Origin of the sequence: Flavobacterium sp. ACN2 (genome assembly GCF_002303885.1) — a bacterium.
In the GTDB taxonomy this organism is placed as follows: Bacteria; Bacteroidota; Bacteroidia; order Flavobacteriales; family Flavobacteriaceae; genus Flavobacterium.
In genome coordinates this window covers 80,479-93,398 of sequence record NZ_MRCM01000017.1, presented here as the reverse complement: position 1 = coordinate 93,398, position 12,920 = coordinate 80,479, and the positions used below count along the sequence as shown (strand labels likewise).

At 32.3% G+C, this 12,920-nt stretch carries 11 protein-coding genes; 5 read left to right on the top strand and 6 right to left on the bottom strand.

Annotated features, from left to right (window positions below; genetic code table 11):
• Positions 1-59 precede the first annotated feature (59 nt).
• Both BSF41_RS18865 and bshC read right to left on the bottom strand, forming a co-directional pair.
• Complete coding sequence (locus BSF41_RS18865; RefSeq protein WP_095931054.1) at positions 60-1,331, bottom strand: acyltransferase family protein; 1,272 nt, start codon at positions 1,329-1,331, stop codon at positions 60-62.
• 123 nt (positions 1,332-1,454) lie between these two features.
• A complete protein-coding gene (bshC, locus tag BSF41_RS18860) occupies positions 1,455-3,044 on the bottom strand; it encodes a bacillithiol biosynthesis cysteine-adding enzyme BshC (protein ID WP_095931053.1) in 1,590 nt (529 codons plus the stop codon).
• Between the two features lie 272 nt (positions 3,045-3,316).
• Between bshC and BSF41_RS18855 the strand changes: the two genes are divergently transcribed.
• The 5 genes from BSF41_RS18855 to BSF41_RS18835 all read left to right on the top strand — a co-directional run bounded on the left by BSF41_RS18855 (position 3,317) and on the right by BSF41_RS18835 (position 9,355).
• Entirely contained in the window at positions 3,317-4,594 is a 1,278-nt protein-coding gene (locus tag BSF41_RS18855) for an MFS transporter (RefSeq protein WP_095931052.1), read from the top strand.
• Between the two features lie 102 nt (positions 4,595-4,696).
• The gene (locus tag BSF41_RS18850; RefSeq protein ID WP_095931051.1) at positions 4,697-4,951 is read left to right on the top strand and encodes an autorepressor SdpR family transcription factor; all 255 of its coding nucleotides are present in this window, start codon (positions 4,697-4,699) and stop codon (positions 4,949-4,951) included.
• Between the two features lie 3 nt (positions 4,952-4,954).
• Positions 4,955-5,617 carry an SdpI family protein gene (locus BSF41_RS18845; protein WP_095931050.1) on the top strand — a complete coding sequence of 221 codons (663 nt, stop codon included), beginning with the start codon at positions 4,955-4,957 and terminating at the stop codon, positions 5,615-5,617.
• Positions 5,618-5,633: 16 nt separating this feature from the next.
• Positions 5,634-6,992 carry a S9 family peptidase gene (locus BSF41_RS18840; RefSeq protein ID WP_095931049.1) on the top strand — a complete coding sequence of 453 codons (1,359 nt, stop codon included), beginning with the start codon at positions 5,634-5,636 and terminating at the stop codon, positions 6,990-6,992.
• A gap of 161 nt (positions 6,993-7,153) precedes the next feature.
• Positions 7,154-9,355 carry a radical SAM protein gene (locus BSF41_RS18835; RefSeq protein ID WP_095931048.1) on the top strand — a complete coding sequence of 734 codons (2,202 nt, stop codon included), beginning with the start codon at positions 7,154-7,156 and terminating at the stop codon, positions 9,353-9,355.
• 108 nt (positions 9,356-9,463) lie between these two features.
• Here BSF41_RS18835 and BSF41_RS18830 read toward each other — a convergent pair whose 3' ends face one another.
• From BSF41_RS18830 to BSF41_RS18815, 4 genes are all read right to left on the bottom strand, one after another.
• Entirely contained in the window at positions 9,464-9,928 is a 465-nt protein-coding gene (locus BSF41_RS18830) for a hypothetical protein (RefSeq protein WP_095931047.1), read from the bottom strand.
• A gap of 100 nt (positions 9,929-10,028) precedes the next feature.
• Positions 10,029-10,793 carry an MBL fold metallo-hydrolase gene (locus BSF41_RS18825; RefSeq protein ID WP_095931046.1) on the bottom strand — a complete coding sequence of 255 codons (765 nt, stop codon included), beginning with the start codon at positions 10,791-10,793 and terminating at the stop codon, positions 10,029-10,031.
• An 84-nt stretch (positions 10,794-10,877) separates the two neighbouring features.
• On the bottom strand, positions 10,878-11,564 hold the full coding sequence (locus BSF41_RS18820) for a response regulator transcription factor (protein WP_095931045.1): 687 nt from the start codon (positions 11,562-11,564) through the stop codon (positions 10,878-10,880).
• Positions 11,561-12,826: a sensor histidine kinase KdpD gene (locus BSF41_RS18815; protein ID WP_095931110.1), complete on the bottom strand. Its 1,266-nt coding sequence runs from the start codon at positions 12,824-12,826 to the stop codon at positions 11,561-11,563. Before BSF41_RS18815 ends, BSF41_RS18820 begins: the two co-directional genes overlap by 4 nt.
• Positions 12,827-12,920: the final 94 nt, after the last annotated feature.

Genomic DNA, 12,920 nt, shown 5'->3' with positions numbered 1-12,920 from the left:
ATTTTGATAAAGAATAATAAAGACGCATTGCGGTGCGTCTTTACATAATGTGGTGCTTTTTATACTTTAAAAATCAGTTTATTTCTGTAGAATACCCACAAAATAAATGTCCAGATTGCAACGTATGTTAATGCGCCTGCCAAAGAAGCAGTCATTGGATTGTTGAAAAATGGTGCAATTCCGAAACGGTATAGATAATCTAAAAGGTTAATTTGTTCGCCAGGAAGCGATGGATGCTGAAAACGAATGAGTACCAAAGCTTGAGGAATAATCTGTGAAGCAAAGAAAACAATCATTGGGTTTACTCCCCAAATAACAAATAGCTTAAAGCCTTTTTTGTATTCTCTTATGTCAATTATATAATATAATGCTGTAAGACAGATTGTTGCCAATCCTGTTGTATATAAAACGTAACTGCTTGTCCAGATTGATTTGTTTATTGGAAAAACTAAATCCCAGATTAAACCGAAAAAGATTAACGCAGTGCCGATCATTCCCATTCTTTGGGCTTTTTGGATTTTAGTTACATTAAGCAATAGAATTTGTCCTATGAATAAACCAATAATCCCGTTTACAATAGATGGCAAAGTACTTAAGATTCCTTCTGGATCCCAAGTATTGGTTTCATGGTACATATGTCCTTTCAAGAAAATGCTATCAACCCAAGCGGCTAAATTAGTGCCTCTCTCTAAATTTGCTTCTCCAAAACCAGGAACAGGAATTAAAGTCATAACCGCCCAATACCCTAGAAGTAAAATTGCTCCCGTAATAATTTGAGTTTTTCGAGATGTCTTTAAATATAAAAGCGAAACGACAAAATAGACTACTGCAATACGCTGTAAAACTCCAGGAAGTCGAACATCTTGATAATTTTCAAATCCGCCGTAGGCTAAAATGAGATAAATAGCCAATATGCCAAATGCAAAAATGTTTTTTAGTCGCGTGCTAAAACTTCCCATCAAAGCATAACCAACCGCAAAAGTAATGACCAATCTTCCAATTAGAAGCGGAATTCCGTCTAATCCAAAAAGCTGAATTTTTCCAAAGAAATTAAAGAAAATCCCCAAACAGAACATTCTTAAAGAACGAATCAGGATTTTGTTAAATGTTGTTTCGTCATACTTTTTCTCTGGCATTGCAAGCGGTACAGCAACTCCCATTATAAAAATAAAAAACGGAAATACAAGGTCGGTTGGTGTACAGCCATTCCAGTACGCATGTAAAAGCGGAGGGTAAACATTTCCCCAATCACCTGGATTGTTTACAATAGTCATTAATAGAATTGTCAGCCCGCGAAAGACATCAAGCGAAATTAATCGTTCTCTTACCATTAGGTTAGTTAGTTAATAGGTTATAAAATATAATTCTATTTGGTTTGAGAGAGTAAAGATTTAGAAAATGTGCTGGTTATTTGTTTCTAAATCTGTACTTTTTAATTTCTAAAGATAATTATTTTAGATTATTATGATGTCAAAATTATGTTCTAAAGGTTTTAATTTCTGAATTAAAAGCGGAATCAATTGTTCTCCTTTTTCTAAATAAAATTCAGAAAAATTGGCTTGGCGCTCTTGAAGGCTGTTGTTTGGAAATAATTCGCATTGCAAATCGGTTACACGCTCCAATTGATCGGCTAGTTTTCTTTTTTGTGCTTTTAACAAACGTTTTTCTAGATTTTCTAAACCTTTCTTTTGTTTTACTTCTTGAGCTTTAACTGCTCCAGAAAAAGATTTATCGGTCTTTTCGGCCAATTCAAAAAGATAAGCAAACTGTTTTTCAAGCGCTTCTTTTTGAGGAGTTAAATCAATTGGAAACGGAGATAGTTTATGCGTAATCTGATTGACTAAATTCTCTGATTTATTGAATAAATCTTTCCAAGTTAAATTTAAATTATCGGCTTTTTTAACTTGTTTTTCGGTTGCTAAAAGAACTGAATTTCGAACTAATAATATTGGGAAGGTAATGTTTACTGCCTCAAAGAAAGCTTTTAATTCTAACCAATAAGCAATTTCCCCGCCTCCGCCAATGTAGCAAAGATTAGGAAGAATAATTTCCTGATATAGCGGACGCATAATTACATTGGGACTGAATTTTTCAGGATTGCTTTCTAATAGTTTTAGAATTTCTTCTTTAGAAAATGAAATTCTAGTGTTGTTAACTAGGTATTTATCATTTTCAAAAATGATTCTTTCGCGCAGTTTATCTTCAATGTAAAATAAATTTATTTCACGAGGATTTACTTGAACAGTATAGTCAGAAAGTGCTTCAATTGATTTTTGAACGGCTTTAAATGAAGTCTGATGTTCTAATTCTTCTTTTACAAACGGAATAAAAGCACGTTTTAAATTGGTATCGTCTGCATCTATAATTACTAAGCCATAGCTTGAAAAAAGCGCATTGGCCAAAAAGCGAGTTGCATCGGCTAGATTTTCGTGTTTTAAATACGCATTTTCAAAAAGCTTCTTAAGTGTATTTGCATTGGTGCTTGAACCTAATTCTTGAGAGTAAATTTCAAACAAATTCTCTAAGCCTTCAGTTGAAAGTCTTCCAACGGGACCAGTACTTTCTGCATTCCAACGGATTTTTTTTCCTTTAAAATTAAAATAATTAATTTCTTCAAAATCGTGATCTTCGGTCGCCATCCAATAAACTGGAACAAAATTGTACGAAGGATATTTCGATTTTAATTCTTTAGTTAAATTAATCGTAGAAATAATTTTATATAAAAAATATAACGGTCCGCTAAATAGATTTAGCTGATGTCCGGTTGTAATGGTAAATGTATTTTCGAGTTTTAAAAGCGCAATATTATGTTGAGTTGACTCCGAAATTTCAATATTTTGATATTGTTTTTCCAGCGTTTCAACCAATGCATTTCTATTGTTATGATCAAAATTGGCTGATTTTTCAGCTATTTGTTTTTCAAAATTTTCTAGGCTTGGAAAATGGTTGTACAGCGGTTTTAACTCTGGTTTCTGATCTAAGTAATCTTGCATTAATTTAGAGAAATATCCAGAAGATTGAAAGCTGATACAGTCGGTTGGCATAATTTTAAATTTATTTTTGACAGCTGTAAATTTAATGAAAATATACAGGTAAAAACGCTTTTAACGAATGCTTAAGATTTGATTTTTAATTTTTGTTTTAAAGTACCTTAAATCAAGTTTTTAAATTGAAATAAAATTCGTGTTTTTAAAATGGAAAAAACATCAGATTTGTTAAAAAACGTATGATGTTTTAAAACTAATTCTTTGAAACATGAATTATTAATAATGAAACTATATTTTTGTAATCAAAAAAAAAGTTATATCTATTTTACATGAAAACTAACGAGAATAAAAAGAACTCTCTAAAACATGTTCTTTTTGGAAGCCTTATTGGTACCACAATTGAATTTTTTGATTTTTATATTTATGCCAATGCAGCAGTGTTGGTTTTTCCTCAATTATTTTTTCCTAGTTCAGATTCGACAATGGCGACTCTGGAATCTTTAGCCACTTTTTCTATTGCCTTTTTGTCGCGCCCTTTAGGTTCGGCATTTTTTGGCCATTATGGTGATAAGATCGGACGTAAGTTTACTCTTGTTGCAGCTTTATTGACAATGGGAATTTCGACAGTAACAATAGGATTTTTGCCAAGTTATGCGAGTATTGGTGTAGCCGCTCCGTTATTATTAATGCTTTGCCGATTCGGACAAGGTGTTGGTTTAGGAGGCGAGTGGGGAGGCGCTGTTTTATTGGCGATAGAAAATGCACCACCAAATAAACGTGCTTGGTACGGAATGTTTCCGCAATTAGGCGCTCCAATAGGATTATTGCTTTCTGGTGGAACTTTCTTGTTGTTGACAGATTCTATGAGCAATGAAGATTTTATGAATTATGGTTGGAGAATTCCTTTTATTGCAAGTGCATTTTTAGTGATAGTTGGTTTTTATATTAGAACTAAAATTACAGAAACGCCTTCGTTTGAAAATGCCAAAAAAGAGGAAGAAGAGGTAAAAGTTCCTTTTCTGGAATTAGTAAAATCATATAAAAATCAGTTGATTTTTGGAACATTCGCGGCAATAACAACATTCTTGGTTTTCTATTTAATGACCGTATTTACACTTAGCTGGGCTACTTCAGATTTGGGAATTGTAAAAAGAGACGGATTATTGATTCAATTATTCTCAGTATTGTTTTTTGCGCTTTTTATTCCAGTTTCTGCGGTTGTGGCCGACAAGATTGGTCGCCGCAAAATGCTTATCGTCGCAACTGCTGCTATTGCCGTTTTCGGATTTTTCTTTTCTTACTTTTTAAGCTCTGGAAATATCGTTTTGGTTACCATTTTTGCCTGCATCGGAATGTCATTAATGGGTTTTACTTACGGACCTTTGGGAACTTTTCTGTCTGAATTATTTCCAACAAATGTTCGTTATTCTGGAGCCTCTTTGACTTTTAATATGGCTGGAATTTTGGGCGCTGCTTTTGCACCAATGATAGCAATTTGGTTAGCTAAGACCTATGATGTGAGTTATGTAGGTTTCTATTTGGTAACCGCCGCACTTATATCTTTAGTTTCATTTTTGGTCATTAGCAAAGACGAACATAAATTTTAGGTTATAGATTTAAAATATTTTAAAAGCAGTAATGTAAAAAATTACTGCTTTTTTTTGTTTGTTAGAAAAGTATTTAGATATTTGTCTAAATATATAAATATAATGAATGATATTTTTAAAGCATTAAATGATGCCACTAGAAGAGAGATTCTGGATCTTTTAAAGGAGAAGGATCTATCTGCAGGAGAGATTGCAGACGCTTTTAATATTTCTAAACCGAGTATTTCACATCATTTGGATATTTTAAAACGGGCGAATTTAATTACATCTGAAAAAAACGGACAATTCATCATTTACTCCATCAATACCACCATAATGGAAGATGTTTTACAATGGATACTAACCTTTAAACAATAAAAAATGAATTTAGAATTAAAAAAAGAGCTTCCCCTAATAGGAATTGTTTTGATTCCTTTTATTTATTTGGCAACAGTTTGGAACAAACTACCTGAAATAGTTCCTATTCATTGGAACACTAAAGGGGAAATTGACGGATGGGGAAGTAAATTTACTTTGATTGGAATGCTTTTTATTCTTCCTGTTTTGACTTATGTCATTATGTCGACGATTACTAAGATTGATCCTAAGAAAAGAATGTCTTTAATGGGAGGAAAATTGTACCAGCTCAAATTTGTTTTGGTTCTTTTTATGTCAATTTTAGCTTTGTTTATTATCTATAGCACAAAAAGTCAAAGTACTTCTAGTCCTAGTTTTATTTTTGCTTTAATTGGCGCTTTATTTGTGGTTTTGGGCAATTATTTTAAAGTAATACAGCCTAATTATTTTATCGGAATTAGAACACCGTGGACTTTGCAACATGAAGGAGTATGGAAAAAAACTCATGCATTTGCTGGTAAACTTTGGTTTATCGGAGGTCTGATTATAATTTTAGGAAGTTTGATTTTTGAAAGCGCTACTTTTTCTACATTTTTTTTAACTATTGTTTTTGTTATTGCATTTGTACCATTAATCTATTCTTTTTTAAAATTTAGAAGTCTCGATAAAAAAGAAGAGAATCTTTAACTAACTAATTACTAAAATGAAAAAGAAAATACTTTTTGCACTTCTAATTTTTAGCTTTTTTAATTCATTTGCGCAGGGTATTTCTGGGCAATGGAATGGTGTTTTAAAAATTCAAAATAATGAACTCAGGGTTCTCTTTAATATTACTAAAACAGAAAAAGGGTATAGTTCTACGGTGGATAGTCCGGATCAAAATGCAAAAGGAATTCCTGTTGCATCTACTACTTTTGAAAATTCGGTATTGAAATTAGATATTGCAACTATCGGTGGTTTATACGAAGGAAGGTTAGGTGCTGATAATGTTTTTGTTGGGAAATTGATTCAAAACGGACATACATTAGATCTTAATTTATCTAAAGGAAATATGGAAGTTGCAAAACCTCAGGAACCTAAACAGCCATTTCCTTATTATACAGAGGATGTAAAATTTGAAAATAAAACAGATAAAGTGACTCTAGCAGGAACGTTATCAATGCCTAAAAAAGAAGGTAATTTTCCTGTAGTTATTTTAATTTCTGGAAGTGACGCGCAAAATCGAGATGAAGAAATGCTAGGGCACAAACCATTTTTAGTTTTAGCAGATTATCTTACCAAAAAAGGAATCGCTGTTTTACGTTTTGATGATCGTGGTTTTGGTCAATCCACAGGTGATTTTAAAAAAGCAACTACTATGGATTTTGCAAAAGATGTACAAGCTGGAGTAGACTATTTGAAAACGAGAAAAGAAATCGATAAAAATAAGATTGGTTTGATCGGACATAGCGAAGGCGGTATAATTGCTCCAATGATAGCTGGAAATTCTAAAGATGTTAAATTTATAGTTCTACTTGCTGGACCAGGAATTCGTGGCGATAAATTGCTGCTTTTGCAAAGAGAATTACTAGAAAAACAAATGGGAGTTCCAGATGCGGTGGTAGAGCAGAGTAAAGAAAATTTTAAAGGTGCTTATGATCTTATTTTACAAAGTACTGTTAATGATGATGATTTGAAAGCCAAAGTCAATTCGTATTTTAAATCAAAATTAGGGAATGATGATATGGCTAAAACCATTACAGATCAAATAACAAGTCCGTGGTATTATGCTCTTTTAAAACTTGATCCAAAGCCTTTTTTAGAAAAAGTAAAATGTCCAGTTTTGGCACTTAACGGAAGTAAAGATTTGCAGGTTCCAGCCCAAGTTAATCTTGAAAATATTAAAAAAGTTTTGACAGAAGCGGGAAATAAGAAAGTAACCATTAAAGAATTATCAGATTTAAATCACTTATTTCAAGAATGTAAGACAGGTTCTCCAACTGAATATGCCACTATTGAACAAACTTTTTCGCCAATAGCTTTAGAAGAAATTTCGAGTTGGGTTTTAATTCAGGCCAAATAAAAGTTAGTTTATATCAAAAAAATTTACAAAGATTTTTAAAATGAGTTTTTTCATTCACGTAAATCTTCAATTTTTTAGGTTTTTTTTGTAAAAGTTCTTTCCAAAATCTTTTCTCGATAATTCCTAGATATCCCGTATTTTTGCAAAAAAATAATTCCCTTTTGAAAACAAAACTTTTCGTAATTACGCCGCCATTTACACAACTGAATACCCCGTATCCGGCAACGGCGTATATAAAAGGTTTTCTGAATACTAAAAATATAGAATCAGTTCAGGCTGATTTGGGTATTGATGTGATTTTAGAATTGTTTTCCAAGAAAGGACTTATTGATTTGTTTGAAGTTTCAAGCCTGAAGTTTGAAGTTGGCTCTGAAATCTCTGATAATTCTAAGCGAATTTTTGCTCTTCAAGATGAATACATCAAAACGATCGATTCTGTAATTCAGTTTTTGCAAGGAAAAAATCCAACTTTGGCTCTACAGATTTGTCAGGAAGATTTTCTGCCAGAAGCTTCTCGTTTTGCGCAACTAGAAGAACTCGATTGGGCTTTTGGAACAATGGGAACGCAAGACAAAGCAAAACACTTGGCAACTTTATATCTCGAAGATATTTCAGATTTTATTGTAGAATGTGTTGATGAGAATTTTGGTTTCAGCCGCTATGCCGAACGTTTAGGACGAAGCGCCAATTCTTTTGATGAATTGTATGAAGCCTTACAGCAAGAACCGACTTATATCGATTCGATTTTAATTTCACTTTTAAAAGCTAAAATCGAAGCGGTAAGACCAACTTTATTTCTAATTTCTGTTCCTTTTCCAGGGAATTTATATAGCGCATTTAGATGTGCGCAATGGGTAAAAGAAAATTATCCTGAAATTAAAATTTCAATGGGAGGAGGCTTTCCTAATACCGAATTGCGTTCGCTTTCTGATAAACGTGTTTTCGAATTTTTCGATTTTATCACTTTAGATGATGGTGAAGTTCCAATTGAAGAATTAATTTTTCATTTAGAAAACCCAGATTCGAATTCTTTCAAGAGAACATTTTTATTAGAAAATGGAGAAGTAGTCTATAAAAACAATTCTTTAAAACACGACTACAAGCAATCTCAAGTTGGAACACCAGATTATTCAGATCTGCCTTTGGATAAATATATTTCGGTGATCGAAATTGTTAATCCGATGCATAGAATGTGGAGCGACGGAAGATGGAATAAACTCACCATGGCACATGGCTGTTATTGGGGAAAATGTACTTTCTGTGATATTTCTTTAGATTATATCAAAGTATATGAACCCGTTGCGGCAAGTATGCTTTGTGATCGAATAGAAGAATTGATCGAAAAAACAGGTCAGAACGGATTTCATTTTGTTGATGAAGCCGCACCGCCAGCTTTAATGCGTGCTTTGGCGCTTGAAATTCTAAAAAGAAAACTAGCAGTAACTTGGTGGACCAATATTCGTTTTGAGAAAAGTTTTTCAAAAGATTTATGTTTGTTACTGAAGGCTTCAGGCTGCATTGCTGTCTCAGGAGGTTTAGAAGTTGCTTCAGATCGATTATTGAAACTGATAGACAAAGGAGTAACTGTTGAGCAAGTCGCAAAAGTAACTCGTAATTTTACCGAAGCAGGAATTATGGTTCATGCGTATTTAATGTATGGATATCCGACACAAACGATTCAAGAAACTGTAGATAGTCTAGAAATGGTTCGTCAATTGTTTGAAGCTGGAGTTTTACAGTCAGGATTTTGGCATCAATTTGCGTTGACGGCTCATAGTCCGGTTGGATTGTATCCGGAGCAATTTGGTGTAACAAAAAAAACAGAAACAATTGGAACTTTTGCCAACAACGATATAGAATACACGGATTCAACAGGGATTAATCACGACAAATTTAGTTTCGGATTAAAGAAATCGCTTTTTAATTTTATGCACGGAATCTGTTTCGATTATGAACTTCAGGATTGGTTCGATTTTAAAATTCCGAAAACCAAAATTCACCCTGACTTTATTTTTAATGCATTAGAAGAACAAAACGATTTCAATACTAAACCAAATGCAAAAGTGGTTTGGCTTGGAGGAAAACCTGCTGCAGAAATCTTCGCAAAATCAAAAAAGGGAAGAAGTTGGGAAATGATGTCGCTAACTTTTCATGATAAAAAAGAAAGTTTCAATATTCAAACCGGAAAAGAAGAAGGCGAGTGGCTGACTTCAATTTTATCCAAAATAGCGGTTTCAGGTTCTAAAAATTATACTTTTCAGGAAGTCAAAAATGATTTTGAAACTTCGCTAGAAGATTTCGAATTGTTCTGGTATTCTAAACCGATAAACACTTTGCGTGAATTTGGGTTATTGGTACTTTAAACAATTCGAATAATTAATTTTTTGTTACCCAGTAATGTAAGTCTCTTTCTACATCGTAAACCATTCTTTTAACACTTCGCCTGATTACGAAATAAGGAATTCCGATCATTAAAGACATATGGAATAAAAGAAAGGGAAAAAAAAAGAAAGGGAAAAAAAAAGAAAGGGAAAAAAAATGAAAGGGGGATTTTCACCAGGTAGGAAAATAGAACTGAAAATCGAGATCAAATAAAACAGAATCATTATTCCTAAAAATAAAAGCATTCTCTTCTTAAAGCCATTAATTTCGGCATTTACAATTAATAGGTTATGATCTTCTTTGAATGTGCCGGTTACTTTTGCAAACGAATAATTATTGTTAAAGAATTTCCTCCTTTTTTTAAATTCGAAACTATTATTAAGGATGTTGCCTTTATATTCATTTTTGCTTGATTCAAACACTTCAAATGGAACAAAACTTAAATCAGATTCATCAACGTTAGTTCTGAATTTTTGAATGAAATCTATTTTTGAAATGGGTAATTGTATAGAAATGTCTTGAACTAAATTTATCTTCCTTAAAAAATCCTCCATTTATTTTGATTTGGTTAGCGAGCCAAATATAATATTTCTAGAAGAACTGGAAATAAAACATCATCTAAATGATTCTTGTTTTCAAAAAAATAGTTTAGGATTAGTATTCTATACATTCTCCGTCATTCGGAATAGAAGTTTTGCTTAAAAGACCATGATCTGAAAGAGCAGTTCTTAATTGTAATCGGGTGGTTGGGCAATGATTTAAAGCTTCTAAATGATTGGCAAGGACTTTTCCTGGTGCTAGTGTTACGAACTTTAAAATGTCGTCCATTCGCATTAGCAAAGGTTGGCCGATATCTAATCTTGCGGTTCCGCATGCTATAATCGAAATGTCTGGTTTTAATTGCGTTAAAACTTTATTTACATGTTCTGTAAAAACAGTGTCGGAACTGATGTAAATCGATTTTTGATCTGCCAGTTCAATAAGAAAACCCATTACATTTCCCATTAATTTGGCAATGAAACCATAACCGTGAATGGCTGGAATCCCGGTAATTTTTCCATCCAGAAATTTTTGCGGTTCCCAATATTCAAGAGTCTGAATTACACTAAGACCTCTTTGCACAAGAGCTTTTTCATCTTTAGAACTGCAAATTACAGGAATGCTTTTTCTTCTTAAAAAAACTTCACCAGCTTTGTCTATATGATCAGGATGCAAATGTGTGATCAAACAATGCGTCACTCGACTTAAAATGTCACGACTGTTTTTTGGCAAAGCCACCAAAGGATTTCGTTTTGGTTTGTATCTGAAAATAGTAAAAGGCGGAATTGTTTTTCTTTTACCTAACATTGGGTCAACTAAAATGACATGCTTTTCTGTTTCAATTACCAAAGAGGCATTTCGCAAATGATGTAATTTCATATCCAAGAAAATTAGATATTAAAAATACAAAGTTTTTCGAGAAACTACTTACAGATTTTTCTTTATTTTTAACAGAATTGTGATTTATCCTATTGAAAACCTAAACCCAATTCCATGAAGGTTTTCAATCGAAATTCCTTCTTCATTAGCAAGGATTTTACGAAGACGCGAAATGAAAACATCCAAACTTCTTCCCATAAAATAGTCGTCGGTTCCCCATAGAGACGTTAAAATTTGTTCTCTTTTCAAAACAGAATTTTTATGATCTAGAAAAAGTTTTAATAATTCGGCTTCCCGCTGAGTTAAACCAACCTTTTCTTCATCATTAAAAAGAATGAAATTTTTAGTATCAAAATGATATTTTCCTACTTCATAAATTGTTTTTGCAGGAGAAATATTTTTCTGCGAACGTTTCAAGAAAATTTCAATTTTCAGCAGTAATTCTTCAATGCTGAAAGGTTTTACCAAATAATCATCTGCACCGATACGAAGACCTTTAATGCGGTCTTCTTTTAAAGTTTTAGCCGAAAGGAAAATAATCGGAACATCGACGTCAATTTTTCTAACTGCTTCAGCAAGCTCAAAACCATCCATTTTTGGCATCATAATATCAAAAATGCAAACATCAAACTCTTCTTCTTCAAAAATTTTAAGCGCAGATTTTCCATCAGAACAATGAATAACTTCATAATTGTTTTGCTCCAAATTATCTTTGGTTAAAAACGCAAGGGTTTCGTCGTCTTCGGCATATAGTATTTTGAAGTTTCTCATTTTTTGTTAGGAATTGATAAAGTTATAGTAACACCTTTTTCTTTATTGTTTTCGGCTTTTATTTTCCAGTTTTGCAGACTGCAGATTTCTTTTACATAATATAAACCGAGTCCAAATCCGTTAACTTCATTGCTCTTTTCATTTTGAACTCTATAAAACTTATCAAAGATAAAAGATATTTTTTTAGGATTAATTCCAATTCCGTTATCTATAAATTCTAGTTTTAAACAATTGTTTTCTTCTGTGAATTTAATCGTAATTTCTGGCTTTTCATTACAATATTTCACTGCATTATCCAGTAAATTATAAACTAAATTACCAAAATGAAAAATATCGGTTTCCAGCAAATATTCTTTTGAAGAAGTTTCGATTTTAATAGAAGCTTCAGGATATTTTAATTTGATATTTTCAATTGCTTCTTCAATTATAGGCACAATTAAAATACTTTCTTTTTTAAGTTCTAAAGGAGCATAATCGGATTTTGCGATGTTTAAAATCTTTTCGATATGGCCGTTTAATTTATTTCCTTGATTGATAATAATATCGGTGTAGGTATACAGTTTTTTGTCTTCTTTAATTGGTTTTTGTTCAATTAAATATTTAGAAGCGATAAGAATTGAAGCCAGAGGTGTTTTAAATTCATGCGTCATATTATTAATGAAATCACGTTGCAGTTCCGAATATTTTTTATGCTGTAAAAGCTTAAAAATCGAATAAACGTAAATCAGTAAAATCAGGATCAATGCCGTTGAAAGTACAAACCAAAAACGCATCGAACTAAATAAATAAGTAGTTTCATTTGGAAAACGAACGGCAAAATAATAGACTAGATTTTTATGTTTAGGAAAATAAACGGTCTTTTTGCATTCTGCTTTTTTCTTATAAAGCGAAATGTAATCACCATAAATCATTTCGTCGCTTTGACAATTGTACATCGCGTATTCGAAATCGGTCGTGATGTTCATTTTTTTGAATTCTGTTTTTAGATAAAATTCTAAAATATCAGGTTCAAACTCGTTATCGACATTTACTATATAATAATCGTTGGCAATTTTCTGAACCGGATTTTGAACCGGCAGTTCGTGGTTAGTTCCTTCGTATAATTTTTTAGCCACTTCCAACAAAGCAATATGGGCTTTCTGGCTAAGCTTTTTTTGTTCAATTGTAAAAGCTTCTTTTGTCCATAACAATTGTGCAACCAAAATACTAATGATGGCTACCAATCCTAAGAGAATGATGCTGTTGAGTTTATTAATTTTCAAGAATAACAAATTTTGAGAGTGTAATATTAATCAATTTTAGCCTGAAAATAAGCGATTAACAAGTCATTAACAAACGTTTGAAAGCGGTTAACAG

Bases quoted from the DNA above. Each gene is read 5' to 3' on its own strand.
- BSF41_RS18845 (WP_095931050.1), top strand. From the start codon at position 4,955: ATGAATTTAGAATTAAAAAAAGAGCTTCCCCTAATAGGAATTGTTTTG.
- bshC (WP_095931053.1), bottom strand. From the start codon at position 3,044: ATGCCAACCGACTGTATCAGCTTTCAATCTTCTGGATATTTCTCTAAA.
- BSF41_RS18830 (WP_095931047.1), bottom strand. From the start codon at position 9,928: ATGGAGGATTTTTTAAGGAAGATAAATTTAGTTCAAGACATTTCTATA.
- BSF41_RS18825 (WP_095931046.1), bottom strand. From the start codon at position 10,793: ATGAAATTACATCATTTGCGAAATGCCTCTTTGGTAATTGAAACAGAA.
- BSF41_RS18850 (WP_095931051.1), top strand. From the start codon at position 4,697: ATGAATGATATTTTTAAAGCATTAAATGATGCCACTAGAAGAGAGATT.
- BSF41_RS18865 (WP_095931054.1), bottom strand. From the start codon at position 1,331: ATGGTAAGAGAACGATTAATTTCGCTTGATGTCTTTCGCGGGCTGACA.
- BSF41_RS18840 (WP_095931049.1), top strand. From the start codon at position 5,634: ATGAAAAAGAAAATACTTTTTGCACTTCTAATTTTTAGCTTTTTTAAT.
- BSF41_RS18820 (WP_095931045.1), bottom strand. From the start codon at position 11,564: ATGAGAAACTTCAAAATACTATATGCCGAAGACGACGAAACCCTTGCG.
- BSF41_RS18855 (WP_095931052.1), top strand. From the start codon at position 3,317: ATGAAAACTAACGAGAATAAAAAGAACTCTCTAAAACATGTTCTTTTT.